Origin of the sequence: Cyclobacterium roseum (genome assembly GCF_010119225.1) — a bacterium.
GTDB lineage: Bacteria > Bacteroidota > Bacteroidia > Cytophagales > Cyclobacteriaceae > Cyclobacterium > Cyclobacterium roseum.
Genome location: NZ_WNKF01000007.1, coordinates 37321 through 57645, shown reverse-complemented (window position 1 = coordinate 57645; position 20325 = coordinate 37321). Strand labels below are relative to the sequence as shown.

The 20325-nt window shown below is 44.6% G+C and carries 20 protein-coding genes; 4 read left to right on the top strand and 16 right to left on the bottom strand.

Annotated features, from left to right (window positions below; genetic code table 11):
• From GJQ68_RS11640 to GJQ68_RS11620, 5 genes are all read right to left on the bottom strand, one after another.
• The gene (locus GJQ68_RS11640) at positions 1-1545 is read right to left on the bottom strand and encodes a 4Fe-4S binding protein (protein WP_162417466.1); all 1545 of its coding nucleotides are present in this window, start codon (positions 1543-1545) and stop codon (positions 1-3) included.
• Positions 1542-2897: an NAD(P)/FAD-dependent oxidoreductase gene (locus GJQ68_RS11635; RefSeq protein WP_162417465.1), complete on the bottom strand. Its 1356-nt coding sequence runs from the start codon at positions 2895-2897 to the stop codon at positions 1542-1544. Before GJQ68_RS11635 ends, GJQ68_RS11640 begins: the two co-directional genes overlap by 4 nt.
• A gap of 139 nt (positions 2898-3036) precedes the next feature.
• On the bottom strand, positions 3037-4131 hold the full coding sequence (locus tag GJQ68_RS11630; protein ID WP_162417464.1) for a PAS domain-containing sensor histidine kinase: 1095 nt from the start codon (positions 4129-4131) through the stop codon (positions 3037-3039).
• A 159-nt stretch (positions 4132-4290) separates the two neighbouring features.
• Positions 4291-4452: a hypothetical protein gene (locus tag GJQ68_RS11625; RefSeq protein ID WP_162417463.1), complete on the bottom strand. Its 162-nt coding sequence runs from the start codon at positions 4450-4452 to the stop codon at positions 4291-4293.
• Between the two features lie 205 nt (positions 4453-4657).
• Positions 4658-5101 (bottom strand): hypothetical protein, encoded by a 444-nt coding sequence (locus tag GJQ68_RS11620; protein WP_162417462.1) that lies wholly within the window; start codon positions 5099-5101, stop codon positions 4658-4660.
• A 267-nt stretch (positions 5102-5368) separates the two neighbouring features.
• Here GJQ68_RS11620 and GJQ68_RS11615 point away from each other — a divergent pair, with 267 nt between their 5' ends.
• Both GJQ68_RS11615 and msrA read left to right on the top strand, forming a co-directional pair.
• Positions 5369-5572: a PspC domain-containing protein gene (locus GJQ68_RS11615; RefSeq protein ID WP_162417461.1), complete on the top strand. Its 204-nt coding sequence runs from the start codon at positions 5369-5371 to the stop codon at positions 5570-5572.
• An 80-nt stretch (positions 5573-5652) separates the two neighbouring features.
• On the top strand, positions 5653-6747 hold the full coding sequence (gene msrA / locus GJQ68_RS11610) for a peptide-methionine (S)-S-oxide reductase MsrA (RefSeq protein ID WP_162417460.1): 1095 nt from the start codon (positions 5653-5655) through the stop codon (positions 6745-6747).
• Positions 6748-6775: 28 nt separating this feature from the next.
• Here msrA and GJQ68_RS11605 read toward each other — a convergent pair whose 3' ends face one another.
• Together GJQ68_RS11605 and GJQ68_RS11600 are read right to left on the bottom strand one after the other, a co-directional pair.
• On the bottom strand, positions 6776-7501 hold the full coding sequence (locus tag GJQ68_RS11605; RefSeq protein WP_162417459.1) for a LytR/AlgR family response regulator transcription factor: 726 nt from the start codon (positions 7499-7501) through the stop codon (positions 6776-6778).
• Positions 7498-8565 (bottom strand): sensor histidine kinase, encoded by a 1068-nt coding sequence (locus GJQ68_RS11600; RefSeq protein ID WP_162417458.1) that lies wholly within the window; start codon positions 8563-8565, stop codon positions 7498-7500. Before GJQ68_RS11600 ends, GJQ68_RS11605 begins: the two co-directional genes overlap by 4 nt.
• Before the next feature lie 292 nt (positions 8566-8857).
• Between GJQ68_RS11600 and GJQ68_RS11595 the strand changes: the two genes are divergently transcribed.
• Positions 8858-11383: a TonB-dependent receptor domain-containing protein gene (locus GJQ68_RS11595; RefSeq protein ID WP_162417457.1), complete on the top strand. Its 2526-nt coding sequence runs from the start codon at positions 8858-8860 to the stop codon at positions 11381-11383.
• 93 nt (positions 11384-11476) lie between these two features.
• Here GJQ68_RS11595 and GJQ68_RS11590 read toward each other — a convergent pair whose 3' ends face one another.
• The 7 genes from GJQ68_RS11590 to GJQ68_RS11560 all read right to left on the bottom strand — a co-directional run bounded on the left by GJQ68_RS11590 (position 11477) and on the right by GJQ68_RS11560 (position 17660).
• Positions 11477-12625, bottom strand: coding sequence for a glycoside hydrolase family 130 protein (locus GJQ68_RS11590; protein ID WP_162417456.1), 1149 nt, complete (start codon positions 12623-12625; stop codon positions 11477-11479).
• Positions 12626-12638: 13 nt separating this feature from the next.
• Positions 12639-14018, bottom strand: coding sequence for an OmpA family protein (locus GJQ68_RS11585; protein ID WP_162417455.1), 1380 nt, complete (start codon positions 14016-14018; stop codon positions 12639-12641).
• A gap of 11 nt (positions 14019-14029) precedes the next feature.
• Positions 14030-15001 carry a deoxyhypusine synthase family protein gene (locus tag GJQ68_RS11580; RefSeq protein ID WP_162417454.1) on the bottom strand — a complete coding sequence of 324 codons (972 nt, stop codon included), beginning with the start codon at positions 14999-15001 and terminating at the stop codon, positions 14030-14032.
• Between the two features lie 148 nt (positions 15002-15149).
• A complete protein-coding gene (locus GJQ68_RS11575) occupies positions 15150-15785 on the bottom strand; it encodes an OmpH family outer membrane protein (protein ID WP_235941445.1) in 636 nt (211 codons plus the stop codon).
• 99 nt (positions 15786-15884) lie between these two features.
• Positions 15885-16124, bottom strand: a complete 240-nt coding sequence (locus GJQ68_RS11570; protein ID WP_162417453.1) for a hypothetical protein — start codon at positions 16122-16124, stop codon at positions 15885-15887.
• 17 nt (positions 16125-16141) lie between these two features.
• Entirely contained in the window at positions 16142-17044 is a 903-nt protein-coding gene (locus GJQ68_RS11565) for a histone deacetylase family protein (protein ID WP_162417452.1), read from the bottom strand.
• 58 nt (positions 17045-17102) lie between these two features.
• Positions 17103-17660: a hypothetical protein gene (locus tag GJQ68_RS11560; protein WP_162417451.1), complete on the bottom strand. Its 558-nt coding sequence runs from the start codon at positions 17658-17660 to the stop codon at positions 17103-17105.
• Positions 17661-17778: 118 nt separating this feature from the next.
• Here GJQ68_RS11560 and GJQ68_RS11555 point away from each other — a divergent pair, with 118 nt between their 5' ends.
• Positions 17779-18225 carry an AlbA family DNA-binding domain-containing protein gene (locus GJQ68_RS11555; RefSeq protein WP_162417450.1) on the top strand — a complete coding sequence of 149 codons (447 nt, stop codon included), beginning with the start codon at positions 17779-17781 and terminating at the stop codon, positions 18223-18225.
• Positions 18226-18256: 31 nt separating this feature from the next.
• Here the strand turns inward: GJQ68_RS11555 and GJQ68_RS11550 are convergent, their stop codons facing one another.
• Positions 18257-18628 (bottom strand): phage holin family protein, encoded by a 372-nt coding sequence (locus GJQ68_RS11550; RefSeq protein ID WP_162417449.1) that lies wholly within the window; start codon positions 18626-18628, stop codon positions 18257-18259.
• Positions 18629-18717: 89 nt separating this feature from the next.
• Positions 18718-20184, bottom strand: coding sequence for a mandelate racemase/muconate lactonizing enzyme family protein (locus tag GJQ68_RS11545; protein ID WP_162417448.1), 1467 nt, complete (start codon positions 20182-20184; stop codon positions 18718-18720).
• Between the last annotated feature and the right edge of the window lie 141 nt (positions 20185-20325).

Sequence of the window (20325 nt, the reverse complement as noted above, 5' to 3'; positions counted from 1 at the left end):
TTACGATTTCAATTTGACCGAATTATTACCGATAATAACCGGCATGTCGTTAATCCTTCCGGATTCTTCCCCATTTTCTAGTTTCAATACTCCCCGGGGACAGACGGCGGAACATACGCCACAGCCCACACAGGAGGATCGGACGATATTTTGCCCGCGCTGGGCATACCAGCGCACATCGATGCCCATTTCACAATAGGTGGAACAATTACCACAGGAGATGCATTGCCCTCCGTTGGTTGTGATCCGAAACCGGGATTTGAAACGCTGTACGATGCCCAGATAGGCTGCCAAAGGACAACCAAAGCGGCACCACACCCGGTTCCCCATAAAGGGATAAAATCCAGTCCCGATAACTCCCGCAAAAGCCGAACCAATTGCAAAACCATAAATGGAGTGGAGCTGATCCGTTGCCTGACCCAAGAGGCCAAACTCCATAAAATAATTGGTTAGGGTAACGACCGTCATCAGGACGGCAAACACCAACACCCCATGCACCAGATAACGTTCAATTTGCCACGATTTTAAGGACTTATCCGAAAGTTGCCGGTAGGGATCTCCCAGGGTTTCGGCCAGTCCCCCGCAACCACACACCCAGCTACAATACCAGCGCTTTCCATAAAAATAGGTGAAAATGGGCACTCCGATTATAATTAACAATATGCCCCAAACAAGCATAAACATGCCCAATGCACCCGAACTGATCATTCCTTCCAGGCGATATTCATAGAAAAATGAATAGTCCAGGGGCCAAATATTCTTAAAGTCATGCCAGGGCATGTTGAATAAAACCAAAATTTCCGGGATCAGAAAGGCAAAAGATAACTGGAAAAACATGACCGAAACGGTTCGAATGGTTTGGTAATTGTTCCCCCGATATTTTCGAAACATTCGAATGCCCATTACCAGAATGGCCAGGGTGTATACCAATCCATATAAAAACCACTGACTTGCCGGACCACCGGATAGGACCTCGCTTAGGGGATCTACCATGATCACCAAATTTGCCATGTATTCGGGGTACCAGTACAGAATGATGTAAAAAACAATCAGGTAGGTTCCGGTGACGATCCCCAGCCAGCCTCGTGCTTTCATGGAAGAGAAATAAATTCCATCATTCTTTATACCTGCGGTTTCGTTTCGATGCAACGGCAGGATGTAAAGTAATCCGCCAAAAACCGCCAATCCTATGGAAAGGAACAAGAATAGCAAAGGGGATGCGGATACCGGGCCTTCGGAGGCATTTTTTGTCAAGGGAAAGGCATAATCATCCCAAATCACCTGATCCCATTTTTCTTCCGCTTTCAAAGATTCATTATACGCTCCGAAATGGCGGCTATATTCGTCTATAAAGGCAAATTGAGAGGAGTAGGTTTTGTCATACATGGGAGTTAGTATATCTACCATCACCTCCCGGTGCATCTCCTTTGTCGTTTCTTTTACCATGGAGGCATCTAGTTCCCATGTTCCCAAAAAAGGGATTGCGGTGAAAATGGCTAAGCCTAACACAAAAAGTGTCAGCCCTGTATTTTGAAGAAATTTCATGCCCTTGAACCAATTAGTTTTTGAATAAATGACCTTTTAGGAATCGTCAGGGATTTGCCCTTTTCCTTGTTATAAGCCGCTATAAGAAGCCGGTGCAGCTTTTTGTGAAATTCCGGGTTGAAGTCGGCTTTATGTAGTTGGCTGAGCAGCCTGTCTGCCTCCCATCCTTCTGTGATAGCCCGGTCGAAAAAGGCATGCCGGATTCTCCAACCAAAGGCGTTGACACCTAACACCTCGTCTTTTTCGTTAAAAAGCAATCGCAGCGCCATCTTACCGGAAGCATCCTCCCAGTAGAAGGCCCATTCTCCCTCCCTTGGTTGGGCTGGAACGTGCCCATAGGTCTGGTACTCGATATCAAAAAACTTCGCCGAATTAAACCAAATACCAGGCTGATAGCTAACTTGATTTTTGCTCGTCAGGTTGTGCGCCAGTGTTTCTCCATGCATTCTGCCCGTGTACCAGACTTGTTCGATTTTTTTTCGATCCGGTCCCGGGGCGATTTTAAATTCTGCGCAATCACCGATGGCATACACATCCGGAAGGTTGGTCTGAAATTTTTCGTCCACCAGAATGCCCCGATTGGTTTCCAGTTCGGTTCCTTTGAATATCTCAATATACGGACTCACCCCGGCCGTTAACCCCACAAATCCACAATCGATGGTCTCGCCGTTACCAGTCCGGACTCCTTTTACCCTTCCCTTTCCATCGTCCAGAATAGCGGCCAGTTCTGTTTCTAGTCGGAGGTCAACTCCATGTTCCCGAATATGCCTGCTGACCAGGTCTGCTTCTTCCTGCGGAAGCACGTTGTCCCAAAAACCCTTTTCCCTAACCAGAAATGTTACCGGGATATTTCTGGAGCCTAGCATTTCCGCCATTTCGATTCCAATTAATCCACCGCCCACTATTACAGCCCGGTTAATCGATTGGGTGTGTTTCTCCATGTCCAGCAGGTCGGGATAACTGTAAAGCCCCTGTACCCCTTCCAGGTTTTCTCCGGGCCATCCAAATTTATTTGGTTTGGAACCGGTGGCCAAAATCAATGTTCCATAAGACAATTCATCACCGTTCTGAAAAACCAACTTTTTATGGGTATAATCCACAGAACTTACCCATCCCTGGCGCAGTTGGATGTCATTTTTTTCCCAAAAATCATCCGCATACGGCTTGGTATCTTCGTATTTCATGTGGCCCATGTAAATATACATCAGGGCGGTACGGGAAAAGAAATGGGTCGTTTCTCCGGAAATGAGGGTGATGGGCACCCGCGGATCCTGCTTTCGGATAGTTCGCGCACAGGTTACCCCTGAAATGCCATTGCCAATAATAACGATGCTTTTGTTTTTTTCACTCATTGGGAAAAATCCTGCCTAATACCATTTTTCAACAAATTTACGTACTGGAGCAGACGAATAACTGTCCAATTCCTGACAAGTTGATGAAAAAAATTAGCATTTAAAAAAGAATCAAACGGATCGTAAAAAATCAAATTCACTAATCCAGATCCGGAAAAGAAATGATAAATTCCGTTCCCTGCCCGGGTTTGCTTTTCACGTCAATCTTTCCACCCAATGCGGTAACATGGGAATGTACCAGGTATAACCCAACGCCCTGGCTTTCCTTATGGCTGTGAAACGTTTGATCAAAGCCAAATAATTTCATTTTCACCTGTTCCATATCAAAGCCCAGCCCATTGTCCATAAAGGAAATTTTTACCGTGCCATTTTTCACAAAAGTTTTAATCTCTATAAGGGGTTTTACATTCGGTTTGCTGTATTTAATGGAGTTGGTAATCAAATTCAGGAAGATACTTTCCAGATACATTCGGTTGAAATTAACTTCCGGGACCTGGCTGAAATCAGCCAAAATCAAAGCCCCTGAATTTTCAATAAGGGATTGAATGGCAATCGTGGTTTGATTGTAAATATCTCTAAGCGAAAGTTTCTCGACTTTTACCTGCTCAGTACTCTCTTGCTTTAGGATGGTTAAAAAATGATCTAACTTCTGTTTTAAACCCTCTGTGGACTGATGCAGCAACTCCACCAGTTCCAATGTCTCCTGATCTTCGATCTTATGCGGATCCATTAGCTGAAAAACCGCTAAAAGGTTGTTAACTGGTGCTCTTAGGTCATGCGAAGTGGTAATGGTAAGTTGCTTTAATTTTTCATTCCTCTGGGTCAAATACCGAATCCATTCGTTTTTCTTGATCTCAATCTCTTTTTTGGGGGTAATGTTTCTGGCGACCCCATAGATTAACTTTTCCTCCGGTATTGGAAAAGATGTCCAGGAAAGCCAAATCACTTCGCCTGTTTTTGTCCGGTACCGGTTCTCAAAATTTTTTAAAGCCGTGCCACCAATTATATTTTTTCGAATGTCCGCCGTGATAGCCGCATCTTCTCCATACAAAAAAGTAGTAGTAGGGTTGCCATACAATTCATCAAAAGAATAACCTAATAGTTTCTGAAAAGAGGGACTAACTTTTTTAAAATACCCATCGTAGCTTGCGATGCAAAACAAATCCGGAGAAAATTTAAAAAACAAACCCAAATCATAATCGGTATTGCTCAACAAACTTTCTGTGTCTTCCATAATATAAATTCCTATCAAATTGAGATCATCCGCATGTGCCTGATTTTTTAAGCGGAATTCTCAATTTCAGATCTTGTGATACCTTTTCAATGTTTCCTTTAATTTTTTCCCTATATTTTGTGCAATTTTCAAGCCAAAAAAATCACTTTTGCCGATGACTCATTTTGGAATTTTTTTTACACCCTGAAAAAATAATTTTACGATACGTAATACGTTTTTCATAATTCTTAGAATCCGCAAACCTGTCAAATTGTTGTTGCTTTTCAGTGAAGGTAATTTACTGATAACCAAAGCTATTTGCGCTTCTTCTAAATCACTCATCGATATGATCTCATATTCTTTTTTCGGAATGTACACAAAAAAAACCGTCCTCGAAGACCTCAACGGTTTCTGCCTTCAGTAACGCCATGCCTGGCAGCTGCAAATAGCCCCTGTACACTGATTTGATTGAGAGGGATTCAAATAAAGAAGCATTTCCTGATCGCTCAGAAAATGCCTTTCTCATTACAGTAGTCGAAATTTGTTTTTAGCCTTCTTGCAATTCCTCTTTCAATTTCTCCAAACTTGTTTCCACTTCTACTACCAGTTTATCAAATTCGGTTTTAATCTGTTCCTTTCTTTTTTGAGCCGCATTTTCAAATTCTCTTGACTTTAGCTCTAAATTCTGGATGCCTTCATCCAGCCGAGAAATATGCTCGCTAATGGCTGAATCGGCCGGTTCCAGTTGCTTTTCTTTCAATTCATTTTTCAATTTGTTGGCCTCCTCTTTGAGTTCAGCCGTTTCCTTGGAAATAACCGCTCTTGTTTCTGACAGGACTTCGTTTACCTCCTCCTTGGTATCAGAGGTTAATGCTTCCATTTCATTTTCCGCCTCACCCAGATTTTCATTTCCAGATTGGCTGCTGTCACAGGCGATAAATAACAGGGTGCAGGCGATTGCTGCGCTCAAGTTTACTACATTAAAATTCATGGTGTTGAGTTGGTTTGGTTATACATTCAATTAAATTAAAGAAAGCCATCGCTTTCGATCACTTACTCTTATTCATTCGGTTCAAAAAAAATGCCAGGATTGATATCCAACACAACTGATCAATCTAGCGGTTCTTTCCAGGGGATGTGGCGTTGGTACTCCTTTTTTGAAATTGGCCTTCAAATTGCTTAATTTACATGGCTTAGGGTGGTTTGACTACCTTAAGCTGGCAAAACAGTTTTTTTTAACGCTAACTATTACGATTCCATGACTAAAAAATTTCACCGATCCACTCAGAATAAACTAATTGCGGGCGTATGCGCTGGGCTTGCCAACTATCTGGGCTGGGAAGCAGACAAGCTTCGAATTGCTTACGTGTTGATTTCATTACTGAGTGCCGCTTTTCCCGGCATACTGGTCTACTTGATTCTGTGGTTTGTCATTCCGGAGGATAATTCCCCTACCGGATAATCTTATAACAGGCTCTTAAAATTTTTGAACATAAACCCCTATTTTGCCGTTTCCTAAAGAAAATAAATACACTATTTTACATGAGCTATTCAAGGAAAACCCTATTTGGGCTAGTTGCCCTTTTTTCCATTACCCTTTCAGCCTGCAACGCATCGAATGAGTCGGGAGGTGACAATGGAGAGCAGGAATTGGTCAGTTACCAAGGTAAAACCGAAAAAGCCACCTTTGCCGGAGGTTGTTTTTGGTGCATAGAAGCTCCATTTGAAGGGATTGACGGGGTTATTTCGGTCGTTTCAGGTTATGCAGGTGGTAAAGAAAAAAACCCAACCTATGCGCAGGTTTCCTCAGGCCAAACCAGTCATAAAGAGGCGGTTCAGGTAACCTTTGATCCAGATGTGATCAGTTTCAGCGAGATCATTGATATTTATTGGAAATTGTTTGACCCCACCGATGCAGGGGGGAGTTTTTATGATCGGGGAAGCCAATACGAGTCGATTTTATTCTATCACGATCAAAGTCAGAAAAAAGTGGCTGAATCCAGCAAAGAAATGCTCGACAAATCGAATATTTTTGAGAAACCGATCGTCACTCCTATTGTTAAATTCACCAATTTTTATCCTGCTGAGGAATACCATCAGGACTATTATAAAAAGAAACCCAAGGAGTATAAAGCCTATCGAACGGGTTCGGGAAGAGACCGGTTTATCCAGCAACATTGGGAGGTGCCCTCGTCTGAAAACTACGATAAGCCTTCCGATAGTGAATTGAAGGCCAGTTTAACGACTTTACAATATCAGGTCACGATGGAAGAAGCTACTGAGCGGGCTTTTGACAATCCCCTCAATGACAACAAGGAAAAAGGCTTGTATGTCTGTATTGTTTCCGGGGCTCCTTTGTTCAGTTCCCGTGACAAGTACGAATCGGGATCAGGCTGGCCCAGTTTTACCAAACCGTTGGATGCCCGGTTTCTGGAAAAGCCGATTGACAGAAGTATGGGTATGGTACGCGTAGAAGTTCGCAGTAAGTATGGAGATTCGCACGTGGGCCATGTTTTTAATGACGGTCCGGAACCTACAGGGCTGAGGTATTGCATGAATTCCGCTGCGATGAAGTTCATTCCCCTTTCAGATCTGGAGGAAGAAGGTTATGGCAATTTCGTGTACGCCGTAGAATAGCTTACAAGGTAGTTGGAATCTTCTGATTTTATTGGATCCATTTATTGATAAATTGCAGAAAATTTTCCTTGTATCCTTCACCGACGGTGATGGTGATAATGCCCATATTTACCGTGCTTTTACTGATGGATTGGATATGATCCAATGATATGATATACGATCGATGTACGCGCATAAATTGTTTATCAGGAAGCATTTCTTCCATACTTTTAAGTGTGGTGAGCGAGAGCAAGGGAGCACTTTTTCCTTCCAGATGCACTTTTACGTAATCTTTGTACCCTTCTACCAGGATAATTTCTTTGAGCTTAACCTTAACCAATTGGTATTCGACCTTTAAAAAAATATAGTCCTGAACCGGTTCTTTTTCCATCGCCTGTGAATTCTCGAACTGACGTAAGGCCTTTTGGCTAGCCGTCAGAAACTCTTCGTAACTAAAGGGCTTTAGCAGGTAATCCAGTGCATCTACTTTGTATCCTTCGATCGCGAATTGGTTGTAGGCCGTGGTGAAGATGATTTTAGGAGAAGCGGTACCTTTCCTTCCTTCAAGCACGCGGGCCAGCTCCATGCCGGTCAAATCAGGCATCTGAATGTCCAAAAACAGGAGATCTACCGGTTGGGAATTGATATAGGCCAGTGCTTCCAGGGCACTTTCAAATTTTGCGTCCAATTGTAGAAAGGCTGTTTTCTCCACAAACTTACAGACCATCTCCAGGGCCAGAGGCTCATCATCTACTACGATACACCTTATTTTCATGACAAATCCAAGGTTAAATCTACTTGATATTTTTCATTCTTTTGGTCAATATTGAGCTGGTGTTTTGTTCCGTAAATCAGGGCCAATCTCCTTTTGGTATTGGTCAGCCCAATGCCGCTTCCTTCGGTTTCCTTACTATTGGGATTTGCCGGAAAGATGGTATTCAGCGTCTGAAGTCGCACAATTTTGCCTTTTTGAGAAATGGAAATATCAATTTTACTTTCATTGGTGGAACTGATACCGTGCTTAAAGCAATTTTCAAGAAAAGGAAGTAATAACATGGGGGCGATGGGCAAATCTTCTACTTTCTCCTGTATGTCAATGTTTAGAATTACCTTATCGGAGAGTCTCAGTCGCATCAGTTCGATGTAGTCAATAATAAAATCCAGCTCCTTGCTAAATCGCGTCAGGTCCTTATCTGTTTCGTAAAGGACATAACGCATCATTCGGGACAGCTTCAGCAGGGCTTGCTGGGCTCTTTCCACGTCAATGTTGGTCAGTGCATAGATATTATTCAGTGTATTAAAGAAAAAATGCGGATTGATCTGTGCTTTAAGGTAGGACAATTCAGAGGACACCTTTTCCTGCTCCATTTCTTTTCTTAAAGCCAAATCGGCCTGCCACTTTTGTACCGCCACGACGCTGGTGCTGATTCCAAAACCAAAAAGTAACAACAATACGGTAAACAGGTCATAACTGAAATTTCTGGGCCGTGGTTCGTAGGGTACATTGGGCCGGAAGGAATAGTGCATCAACTCGGGCAGGTTGACAATGTTTTCATATTGAATAATCAAAAACAAACTAACTAAAGTAGCGCCTATGGCTATCAGCAGAAAAGTCCAGTTCTTTCCCCTAAATAGAAATTTAGGGACGAGCACCTTCATATTGAGGTAAAATAGCAAAATAAGAAAAACTAAAACGAAGCCCTGTTTGAACCAGTATTCAACCGGTAACTCTACTTTCCATGAAAGGGGACTGACTACGAAAATCACCGTGGCGATGAATATCCACACCAGTATGTGAATAAGCAGGGTGATCCGCTGGGATTGATTGGAATACGACATAAGCTTAGATTGGGAGGCAGGAATTCCGCAGAAATACCTTTTCTCAGCATAAACATAAAATAAAGAAAATGAAAGAACCAAAAGAATCTACCAAAATACCTTAATAGCCGTCTAATCAGCCAATCTGATCCACCAATACGAAAATTGCGAAATGCAGAATCATTGGTCTGGTATTTTCCTGCTTTTGTCGATAATTCACGGCTACCTATCTATTGTGTTTTTTTATCCCTACAGAATAGATTTCTTTTGTTGCAGGTATTGAAACAACTATTATTTAAAACATTCCACTCCAATGAAAAGATTATTCAGTTTATTAGTAGTAACCACCCTCTTCCTGTTTGCAGGAACCCTACATACCCATGCGCAGGGAAATGCAGACAAGAAAGAATTTAAAATTTCGGGCAAGGTGGTAGATAAAGAGACCGGTGAACCGGTTCCTTATGCAACAGCCATGTTGAAAGAGGCGGGTACCGATGCTGGAGTTGCCGGTGGGGTTGCGGATGACAGCGGAGAATTCTTTTTTAATGTAAAAAACGCCGGCCGATATAAGGTTGAATTAAGTTATGTGGGCTATGACCCTCTCGTTCGGGAGGATATCGAAGTGGGACCTAACACCCCGGATGTATTTTTGGGAAACCTTACCCTGGCTGAATCTGCTGTGGCCCTGGAAGAGGTAACCGTACAGGGGCAACGAAGTCTGATCACAGAAAAAGTAGACCGTACGATATACAATGCCGAAAATGATAAAACCACCATCGGAGGCGATGCTTCCGATGTCTTGCGTAGGGTTCCGATGCTTACCGTAGATTTGGATGGAAACGTGTCCATGCGCGGAAGCAGTAATATCCTGGTGTTGATCGATAACAAACAATCCGCCATTGTGGCCAACAATATTGCCGATGCATTGAAGCAAATTCCTGCGGAAGAAATAAAGTCGGTAGAGGTAATCACCTCCCCGTCTGCCAAATACGATGCAGAAGGCACCGGAGGGGTAATCAATATCGTGACCAAGAAAAATAAATTACAAGGTGCTTCCCTAAACATCAATACCAGTGCCGGGATAAGAGGATCTAATGTGGGATTGAATGCTGCCCTTAAGAAGGGAAAAATGGGCTTTAGTCTGGGCGGATTTGGTCGTGCCGGATATAATATACTGGGAGGGTTTGAAAATGAGCAAACGCTGCTGTCCGCCGATGGACCTGACAGACGGATACTTCAAGCTGCCGATACTCGTAACAACATGATGTTCGGAAGGTATAATTTTGGATGGGATTACGAAATCAACCCACTTAATTTCATGACCACTTCCGTCAGTTTTGGTCTGAGAAACATGAAAATGAACCAGGATGACCTGACTACCGAAACCTATGTGGAAGATGTATTGGTAAGTGAGCTGCTGCGAGATGTACGTACAGATAATCTCTCCAACAGTGTGGATGTAAGCTATAATTACACCAAAAGTTTTGAGAAAAAAGGGAAAGAATTTAGTGTGTCTGGCTTGTATAGCCGAAGCAATCGAACCAATGATTTTATCAACAGTTTGTATAACGAGTCGTTTGACCAGGTAGTAAGCCGGTTAAAAAATGACAACGATAACCTTAACGAAGAATTTACGGTTCAATTGGACTATGTCAGCCCCATGGGCTCGGGTGATAACCAGATTTTGGAATACGGTGCGAAAAACATTCTTCGGAAAGCCGTCAGTGACTTTGCGTATTTCCGGGCAGAAGGAGCCGATGGGGAATTTGAAGAAGTGGACGATATTAGCCTTTCCAATAAGTTTAATTACGACCAGAATGTAACCGCAGGATACTTATCCTACACACTGGGCTTCCTGGAACACTACACCATCAAAGCAGGAATGCGCTACGAATACACCAATATAGAGGCTGATTTTCTTGATTCTGATTTGCCTGCCGATATACCTTCTTACGGAACCTTCGTTCCAAACATGAACTTCGGTAGAAAATTGGAAAATGGAAACATGTTAAAAGCGGCGTATAACCGAAGAATACAGAGGCCTTCACTGAATTTTCTGAACCCAAACATTGAAGCGGCCAACCCCCAACAAATCACGCAGGGAAACCCGTTATTGGATCCGGAACTTACAGATAATTACGAACTATCCTACAGCACGTTTATTAAAGGAACATCGCTTAATTTCACTACCTACCTGAGAAATACCACCGGATCCATCCAACCGGTAAGAACCATTCAGGATGACGATGTGATCTTCACCACCTACGAGAACATAGGAAATGAAAGAGCATATGGCCTGAGCGTGTTCTCCAACATCAACATTTCAGGTAAGTTTTCGCTAAATGGATCCATAGACAGCTATTTTGCCCAATTGGATAATGGCTTGGATGACCCTGCTTTCGCTGCACAAAACGAAGGTTTGGTGTTGAGCGGAAGGCTGTTCGGAAATTACAGCCTACCAAATGACTGGCAAATCCAGGCATTCAGCTTCTATCGGGGCCGAAGGGTTCAATTACAAGGTTCATCCGGGGGTTTTGGTATCTACAGCTTAAGCATAAACAAGCAATTTGCTGAAAAAAGAGGAAGTATCGGATTCGGTGCAGAAAACTTCTTTACCAGCGAATTTAAAATCCGAAATGAGTTGGTGACTCCTACCATTATGCAAGAAAGTGTCACCAGTATGCGAAACATGAATTTTAAAATAAACTTCTCTTACCGAATCGGAAAACTAAGTGTGGATGGCGGCAGAAGGAAGAAACGAGGCGTGACCAATGAAGATTTAAAAGAGGGCGATGGTGGTGCCGGTGGTGCCGTCATGGGAGGCGGTGGACCAAACTAATCCGGCCCTCTTAAAGACTGTTAATTCTCTCAATTAACAGAACCCCGGTACATACCTGAAAAGGTTACGCCGGGGTTCCTTTTTTTAGCCCCATTAGCGCATGCCTATTTCCTCATAAACGGCCGCAGCGATCTTAGAATCGGCAGTCCCGTAATATAAAAACCAGCTACCATTATAGGGCACCATTCCTTCAATGAAACAAACCAGATTTACTTGTCCTTCAATTTCATAAGGTTCTTCCGGAGTCATGAAATAAGTTTCGGAACGATCGATCAGTTTGGAAGGATCCGCGCCATCAAACAGGGCCTGACCGGCAGAATAGGCCCCTGGCGGCAGGGAAGGATCCAGCTCTTGCCCCTCTTCCAGGTTCATCCCATTATAAAGGAGCACTATCCCTTCGTTTCGAAGCAAGGCATACGGCCCTGATTCTACCAGGCGACTGTCAAAATAACCGGGCCGGGGCTTCATTACCGGTTTCAACGCCCCATTGGTTTCCAAAGGGTCCCAATGAAGCAAGTCCTCCGAATGGGCCAAAAAAAGATCGGTATCCCCAAAGTACATCCAATAGCGCCCATTGATTTTTTTAGCAATAATTCGCTCCCCTTCACGTGCCGCCACGATCGCCCCTGCTTTGCTCCAGGTGTCTTTAAAATCACCCTTCAGTACCCTTCCGTATTTGGTCCAGTCCTTAAGATTGGGTGAGGTGGCCAGCATCAATCGGGCTACCTCTCCGTCATAACTGGTGTAGGTCATGATATACTGTCCGTCTTCACTTTCCACGATGCGGGGATCCTCTACTCCCCCATCCCATTCCAAGTGCTTCAGGCTGTCGTTTTCCGGATAAAAAACGGGTTCGGAAAGCTTTTCAAAATTCAAACCGTCTTCACTTAAGGCCAGGCCAATACGGGAGGTGCCGTTATTGCTGCCCAGAAAATCTTCGGCCCGGTAAAGCAAGTTGATCTGACCGTCTTTAACCACTGCCGCGGGATTAAATACGTCTTTTTCCTCCCATTTCACGGATTCTTCTAGAATCGGGCAAACAAATTCCAGTACTCCCGGCAAAAGCACCGGATTTGCGGCATTCTGTTTGACAAATGGCCCCATTTCCCAGGATTTATGACCAGGCCAGGCCGCAGTTTCCTCCTGGTTTCCTGCTTCTTTCTGCCCGCAGGAAGCTGTCAGCGCAAAAACAAATAAAACGATTGACCAAATGTAATGCGAGCCTGTTTTTAAGGTTTCCATAAGTTGATTAGGGTTAATTCAAAAGAATAATTTCCACGCGTCTGTTTTTTCGCCTTCCCTCGGCCGTATCATTGGAAGCGATGGGCTTTTTCCCTCCCCAGCCATTTACCCTGACTTGCTCGAAGGCAACTCCTTTTTCAAGCAGCATGTCTCTTACCTTCCGGGCTCGGTTTAGGGACAGCCTTTCCTTCAAGCGGGTACTCCCATAGCTATCCGTATGACCTTCCACCGAAATGACATATTCCGGGTGTTCCTTCAAATAGGCCGCCAACTTGGTCAACTCCTGCGCTGCGTCCTCGCCTGCAAGCACTACCGAGCTTCTTTGAAAGAGCAGGTTTTCCAAGACCAGTGATTCCCCCGGCTGTAGCTTTTCCAATTGTCGGGAAAGATCCCATTCAGGTGCTGGCGGAGGCGCAATGCCATCCGCTGATGGTGCGGAAGGGGCCAGGGTATCCTGCGTTTCAATGGCCAATTCAGGAACTGACCTTTCTTTTTGAGCGGCCAGGTTGGATGCCTCAACCGAGGATTCACCTACCCAAAGAATATTTCCATACCCATCACTGGTCCGGGTATTGGTGAAAAAATACCGGTCACGGTAGGGATCCTGGTAAAAATAAAGATCCCAACCCTCCATTTCCGGTAGATTCAATGGGCGAGGTTCAGACCACTCCGTCCATGCCTCTCCGATGCGTTTGCTGGTATAAACTCCCAGGGATTTATTTCCCTCGAAGGCATTGGTCGAAAAATAAAGGGTTTGCCGATCGGCACTAAGGTAAGGGCTTAATTCCTGCCGGTACGTATTTACCGTACCTCCGAGATTTTGAGGCCGGGACCAGGTCCTGGCACCCTGGCGAAAAGACAGGTAAAGGTCTTCGTTACCATACGAACCAAAGGAGTCCATAGATAGGATCATAAGGCTGCCTTCGGCATCGAGTCTGGCACTGAAGTGACTTCCCGTAGACCTAAATCCGGGAATCAGGTGCTCAGCTCCTCGTTCCCAACCTTCTCCGGATCGATAATACTCTTGCATTACCTGCCGGCTATTCAGATTCTGATGATACACCAGCACGGTATCCGGGTGAAGAAAACCGATCAGCAAATCAAAATAAGGCGTATTTAAGGAAGCCATGGGGCTCGATTTACCAAACCCGTCTGCTTCCTCCCGGGCAAACCAGATGTCTCCCCGATCCTGGTTTCCTCCATTATTTTGGGGGTGAAAAGCCAGCGAGAAATACAAATTCCCATCCGTTCCGATCAGGGGTAACTGTTCATCATAAGCCATGGAGACCGCATACCGGACCGAATCCTCCTGGGCCTTAACGGGCAAGGTGATCCAAATAGCAAGCACCGATAGGGCAATGGTCCTTGAAATTATGATGATTATTCCATACACGGGTTATTGGATTAATAGCCTAAAACGATGGCAAATACCAGGGGAGCGACAATGGTAGCGTCCGACTCAATGATAAACTTCGGAGTGTCCAATCCCAATTTTCCCCAGGTTATCTTTTCGTTGGGTACCGCACCGGAATAAGAGCCAAAGGAGGTGGTGCTGTCGGAAATCTGACAAAAATACCCCCACAAAGGAACTCCGTCTCGTTGCAGGTCTTGATGCAACATGGGGACCACACAAATGGGGAAATCACCCGCTATGCCTCCACCAATCTGGAAAAAACCTACTTTACTTTCTTCTTTCGCGTTTTCGGTGTACCAATCTGCCAAATACATCATGTACTGTATGCCTCCTTTGACAGTGTGAACGTCCTGGATATCCCCAGAAATGCAATGCCCTGCATACATATTCCCCAACGTAGAATCTTCCCATCCCGGTACGATGATGGGGAGATTTTTCTTGGCTGCTTCCAATAGCCAACTGTTTTTCGGATCAATCTGATACTCTTTTTCCAACTTCCCGGAAAGCAATACTTTGTAAAAAAATTCATGGGGAAAAAGCTGTTCTCCGGCTTGGTCTGCCTCTTGCCACTCCTGCAATATCACCTTTTCGATCCTCCTCATGGCTTCCATTTCCGGGATGCAGGTGTCCGTCACCCGGTTTAGGTGCCGGTCCAACAGTTCCTGTTCCTGTTGGGGAGAGAGATCCCGATAATGGGGAATTCGTTCGTAGTAATCATGTGCCACCAGGTTAAAGATGTCTTCTTCCAGGTTGGCTCCGGTACAGGTAATGATCTGAACCTTGTCCTGTCGAATCATTTCCGCCAGCGAAATACCCAATTCCGCCGTGGACATGGCTCCGGCAAGGGTGATCATCATCTTGCCGTTTTCATCCAAATGGGTTTTATACGCGTCTGCAGCATCAATCAAGGCAGCAGCATTAAAATGTCGGTAATGGTGTTTCAGAAAATTGGTAATTTCCATGATCCAAATGTTAAATTTAATCGTTGTTTAGAAACTAATAATAAAAAGCTTAGGGAAGATAGTAAACCAGGCATTGATTAGCAACTGGAATGAATAGAAACAAAAAAGCCCGGAAAACCCGGGCTCCTGATGCCTAATTAATTGGCCATTATTCTTCCTCTGATTCAGTCGATTCGGAGGCCGCTGGTTCGGTCGCTTCCGTTTCCTCACCGTTTTGGTAATCTTCGTTAATTCCCTTGACGACCGAATCGGTGATGTCCAGGGTTTTATTGGCATACCAAACGCCCCCACCACGGGTGTAGGAAAGGATCATTTCCAGATCGTTTTCTACTGCATAAGTATCCAGGTATTCCTGAATCATGTCGTAAACGTCATTGTACAGTTTGGTCTCATCGGCAGACAACTCCTGCATGATATTTTCACGGAAGGCCACCAAATTCCGCTCCTTAGTAACCAACTCTTCTTCTTTTGCCCTGGCCTGATTGATGGTCATCGAAGAGGCCGAGCTCTGAAAGTTCTGCACTTCCTGCTCAAATCCCCTGGCACGGTTGGTCAATTCACCTTCGTATTTTTTGCCTTTTTCAGCGATTTCAGCGGATTTTTCTTTAAAATAGGTAAAGTTGTTGATAACGCTGTCCGTGACAATATAAGCCACTTTTAAATCAGCAATGTTTACTTCGTCTGCAATATTACTTATTTCTTCCCCTGGGGTAGTGGAATTACAGGATACTGCAAGCATGCCCGCCATTACTATTGCACTAATGATCGTTGTTATTTTTCTCACTTCTTACGGATTTTTATAGTATTCGGGGCAAATATAAGGATTCTAAACCTTTTACAAATTCTGCCCGCTTAATTAATGTTAAATATCCGCGATAGATAATTAGTTGCGATCCGCAAGGTTATCCATTTTCACCCGGTATATCACCGCCTGTCCCACCAGCGAAATGCCCGCATTGAACACCAGCAGGGCCAACGTACCCCATATTACCCAGTCCCAAAAAGCTGCGTTCTCCCATTTCCTGATCAGTGCTTCTCCAAACAGGCTAAGCCCCAATCCGGTCAACAACAAGCCGCCCACGGCATGCATCAACCAGTATTTTCTTACTTTTTCTCTGCGCATCACTCTTATTTTTATATTTAGAAAAACAGTTCCTGTGCCAATCGATAGGTATTGGCATGCGCCTCTATGATGTCATTGATTTTTTTGGAATAGCCCCCTCCCATGCAACACATCACTGGCACGCAGTTCTTTTTGGCCGATTCCAGGACCATCCTGTCCCGCTCCTTGCATCCGCCGAGAGACAAACCCAACCTGCCCAACTTATCCGAGGCCAGGACATCCACCCCGGACTGATAAATCAGAAATTCGGGAGCAACCCGGTCCATTAACTCCGGCAAATTCTTTCCCAATATTTCCAGGTAAGTCTTGTCATCCGTATGGTCTTTTAGGGGAATGTCCAGATCTGATTTTTCCTTGTGCATGGGGTAATTATGCTCCCCATGCATACTGAACGTAAATACCTTGGAGTTATTGGCAAACAAAGCAGCGGTACCGTTTCCCTGGTGTACGTCTAAATCGACCACCAGCACGCTTTTTAATCCCCTGCCCTCCACCAGGTATTGGGCGGTAATAGCGATATCGTTTAGCAAACAGAACCCTTCCCCTCTATCTGCAAAGGCATGATGGGTACCTCCGGCGGTGTTCATGGCAATGCCATATTGAAGCGCAAAATCAGCTGCCATCACCGATCCCTGCATGATATGCAGTTCGCGTTCCACCAGGGCCTCGCTAAGCGGAAATCCCGTGCGCCGGATTTCTGAACGACTCAATTGCTGCCTTTTTAATTTTTGCAGGTACTGTTCGTCATGCACTGCCCTCACCCAGTACTCATCCGCTTTTTGAGGTTTAAAGAAATTAGCTTCCGAAAGGGTGCCCTCGTAAAGCAACTGCTCGGGAAGTAACTCGTATTTTTCCATGGGAAATCGGTGCCCTTCGGGTAATGGATGGGCATAAAGCGAGGACCAGGCTACTTTTAACATACCTCCAAAACTTATCGCAACTAAAATTGTTGGCAATTATCAGAAAAAAGGGCCGAACTTAGCCATCCTCTTCTTCGGATTCGAATGCGTAAAAGGTTTCGTCCAAAACCAGGGAATCATTATTAAAGTCGGAAACAAACTTCCGGATCACCTGTTCGTCTATGGTTTCTATGTTTAAAGCAGCATCCAGGCCAATACCATAGTCGTGATGCGTATCAATATCTACAAACTCCTGCACTTTCACCCTTCCTTCCTCTTCCATGTCCATGATAAGTTCCGTGATAAACCAACCCACCTCTTCCTCTTCTGCCTTCAGTGGTTTGAGGTTTCCGTTTTCGTCTTCTTCGTAACTGATGCCGTGGTAGTCAGGGAATTTTTTAGCTGCCTCGTGCTCTGCCAATTCGTAGATCTCACTCTGGTAATGTAGTCGAAGCGTATACAAGACGGCATCATAGATGACGTCTTTACCTTCAAATTTTCCGACAAAATAAAAATTCACATATTCATCGGAATTATCCTCCCCTGCCACGATTTTATAATTCTTCCCGGCAGCTTCAAGTTCTTTGCGTAGTTTTGCAATGGTTTCAGGCAAAAAGCCTTCATTTGGATAGTTCATTGGATTATAAGCTGGATTTGTGAAATGATTATTGCTGGTTTTGATTACAATTAAATAAAAAATTAATATTGCTCATATTAACTCTTCAATAATTTACCATCTTTTACCTTTTAAAAAAATGTTTTCTCCCAAAAAGAATAGTGAATGGATCAAAAACTTACTCACTACACCGGAGGGTTTGCACCTGGATTATAAGCAAAGCCTGAGCAGCCAGCGAAAAATTGCTAAAACACTTTTGTCTTTTGCCAACACGGAAGGAGGAACGGTAGTGGTAGGCGTTTCAGACCGAAAACAGGTATTGGGCATAGACCCGGAAGAGGAAATGTTTATGGCTACTGAGGCCGTGGAAAAGTATTGTCAGCCCTCCTTTCCGATCACATTCGAGGTATACGAAGTGCCGTTAGCTTCTGATTCTGAAACTATAGAGGAGAAATACCTGCTTCTTATCCATGTGCCAAAAAGTGACCGTGCTCCCCATGCCCTGACCGAAGAAAACCAGGAACCGGTCTATTACCGCCGAAAAGAGGACCGATCCGTGCCCTTCCGGCTGCCGGAGCAACCTTAATCCAATCGGTTAATAAGCAATTGATCAGCCGCTACTTTCTGAGTCCATTTCCGAGCGAAATGCCCAAAATGGAATTGACCAGAGACAATACCAAACTAAAAAGAAGAGCCCACCAAAAATTATCCACTGTAAATCCCTGAATCAACGCAGCGGCGAGCATTACTAAAAGCGCATTGATCACCAACAAAAACAAACCTAATGTCAGGATGGTAATGGGAATCGTCAGAAAGATCAGAATAGGCTTGATGGTAAGGTTTAACAATGCCAACAATGCGGCAATAATGACTCCGGTGATCCAATCAGTGACCACTATTCCCGGTAACAGGTACCCAGTAAAAATGATGACCAATCCCGCAACTGCCAGTTGAAGAAGGATGGAAAAGATGTCTTTAGATTTGCTCATGGTAATTTAAAGGGGTTGAACGAAGTTAAAATATTCGGGTAATAAGTAAAAGAAACCCCCGGATAAATTTCCAGGGGTTTCTTGAGAACTCAACTCCAGGTTCGGTCCCAGGATCGAATTTCGTTCCAGTCATCGGTAGGGGCAAAAAACTGCTCTCCTTCCCGAAGTCGTTTCTTCACCTCGTCTTCATTCAGTTCCAGCCCTATTCCGGGCGATTCCGGAACTTCCACATACCCATCTTTTACAAAGGGTTTATCAATTCCGGTTACCAGATCTTCCCACCAGGGATTATCCACCGAATGGTGCTCCAGGCCTATGAAATTATAGGTAGCGGCGGCCGCATGGATGGTACCCATAAAAGTAATGGGAGAGGCAGCATGATGCAGGGCCATGCCGATTCCATATTCCTCCGCATAATCTCCAATTTTTTTGGTTTGCAGGTAGCCTCCTGCGCTGCCAGGATCGGGGTGAACCAGGTCCACGGCCCGGGTTTCAATCAGGTCCTTGAAATTCTTTTTGTGATAGGTATCTTCTCCGGTCAGGGTAGGCGTGGTGATCGCTTCGGTGATCCTTTTCCATTGTTCGGTATTTTGCCAGGGAATAAGGTCTTCCAGCCAGGCGATGTTATAGGGCTCAAAAGCCTCTGCCAGTTTGATCATCTCATTGTACCCCATATGCCCAAAATGGTCAATGGCCAGCGGGATTTCATAGCCTACCTTTTCCCTTGCCTTTGCGGCATATTCTACCATCCTTTCCAGTCCTTTCTGGGTAATCTGCACATGGGTAAACTGATGGGGGGTTTGGGTATAACTCATCACATCCTGATCCGACCAGCCCCGCAACTGTCCCCAGGGGGATTTATTGGTCAGGGTATCCTTTTCATCCTTGATCAAGCCAATGCCGATATCCATTTTCAGCATGGTAAAGCCCATGTCCACCCGTTCCTGCATTTTATTGGCAAATTCATCCGGATCGCTTACGGTGGGGGTATCCACATAGATCCGGACTTTATCCCGGAATTTTCCTCCCATCAACTGATACAGCGGTACGCCATAGGCCTTACCTGCCAGGTCCCAAAGGGCCATTTCCACCCCGGATACACCACCGCCTTGCCGGCCATGCCATCCAAATTGTTCAATCCGCTTAAAAATCCGTTCCACATTACAGGGATTCTCACCCAGAATTCTGCTTTTCAGCATCAGGGCATAGCGCTTGTCTGCCCCATCCCGGACATCTCCCAGCCCATGAATTCCTTGATTGGTGTAAATCTTCAATATCGGAACATTACCATATTGAGCAATGCGCATATCGGTAATTTTCAAATCGGAGGGATTGGAAAGGCGATTGACCTTAGAAGTGGTATGGGCTATGGTGTCCTCCGTAGGAAGCATCATCATGCCCCCCAGGCTCAATCCTCCCAATGCTGCTTTTTTAAAAAAGGACCTTCGCCCGTTTTCGGAATCCTGCGCCAAAGAGGCCGGAGCTTTGGCATGGGTGACCTTTTCCCGCGCTTGGTCCAGGTAGTTTTGTTGAAGGCGTTCAATGTTTTTCTTCATGTTATTAAATAGGTTTGTTTTAGGTATTGGAAAAAAGATAATTGACAATCAAACTACAATATGTCCAAAAATAGTAGTAAATGGAAATTTTTTATAGGCAAAAGACAATGAAAATACCCCCTATTTGAATATACGCAAAAT

Bases quoted from the DNA above. Each gene is read 5' to 3' on its own strand.
- GJQ68_RS11545 (WP_162417448.1), bottom strand. From the start codon at position 20,184: ATGAAGAAAAACATTGAACGCCTTCAACAAAACTACCTGGACCAAGCG.
- GJQ68_RS11640 (WP_162417466.1), bottom strand. From the start codon at position 1,545: ATGAAATTTCTTCAAAATACAGGGCTGACACTTTTTGTGTTAGGCTTA.
- GJQ68_RS11605 (WP_162417459.1), bottom strand. From the start codon at position 7,501: ATGAAAATAAGGTGTATCGTAGTAGATGATGAGCCTCTGGCCCTGGAG.
- GJQ68_RS11635 (WP_162417465.1), bottom strand. From the start codon at position 2,897: ATGAGTGAAAAAAACAAAAGCATCGTTATTATTGGCAATGGCATTTCA.
- GJQ68_RS11580 (WP_162417454.1), bottom strand. From the start codon at position 15,001: ATGGAAATTACCAATTTTCTGAAACACCATTACCGACATTTTAATGCT.
- GJQ68_RS11560 (WP_162417451.1), bottom strand. From the start codon at position 17,660: ATGAACTATCCAAATGAAGGCTTTTTGCCTGAAACCATTGCAAAACTA.
- GJQ68_RS11620 (WP_162417462.1), bottom strand. From the start codon at position 5,101: ATGAATTTTAATGTAGTAAACTTGAGCGCAGCAATCGCCTGCACCCTG.
- GJQ68_RS11550 (WP_162417449.1), bottom strand. From the start codon at position 18,628: ATGAGCAAATCTAAAGACATCTTTTCCATCCTTCTTCAACTGGCAGTT.
- GJQ68_RS11630 (WP_162417464.1), bottom strand. From the start codon at position 4,131: ATGGAAGACACAGAAAGTTTGTTGAGCAATACCGATTATGATTTGGGT.
- GJQ68_RS11595 (WP_162417457.1), top strand. From the start codon at position 8,858: ATGAAAAGATTATTCAGTTTATTAGTAGTAACCACCCTCTTCCTGTTT.
- GJQ68_RS11565 (WP_162417452.1), bottom strand. From the start codon at position 17,044: ATGTTAAAAGTAGCCTGGTCCTCGCTTTATGCCCATCCATTACCCGAA.
- GJQ68_RS11625 (WP_162417463.1), bottom strand. From the start codon at position 4,452: ATGAGTGATTTAGAAGAAGCGCAAATAGCTTTGGTTATCAGTAAATTA.
- msrA (WP_162417460.1), top strand. From the start codon at position 5,653: ATGAGCTATTCAAGGAAAACCCTATTTGGGCTAGTTGCCCTTTTTTCC.
- GJQ68_RS11555 (WP_162417450.1), top strand. From the start codon at position 17,779: ATGTTTTCTCCCAAAAAGAATAGTGAATGGATCAAAAACTTACTCACT.
- GJQ68_RS11570 (WP_162417453.1), bottom strand. From the start codon at position 16,124: ATGCGCAGAGAAAAAGTAAGAAAATACTGGTTGATGCATGCCGTGGGC.
- GJQ68_RS11615 (WP_162417461.1), top strand. From the start codon at position 5,369: ATGACTAAAAAATTTCACCGATCCACTCAGAATAAACTAATTGCGGGC.
- GJQ68_RS11600 (WP_162417458.1), bottom strand. From the start codon at position 8,565: ATGTCGTATTCCAATCAATCCCAGCGGATCACCCTGCTTATTCACATA.
- GJQ68_RS11590 (WP_162417456.1), bottom strand. From the start codon at position 12,625: ATGGAAACCTTAAAAACAGGCTCGCATTACATTTGGTCAATCGTTTTA.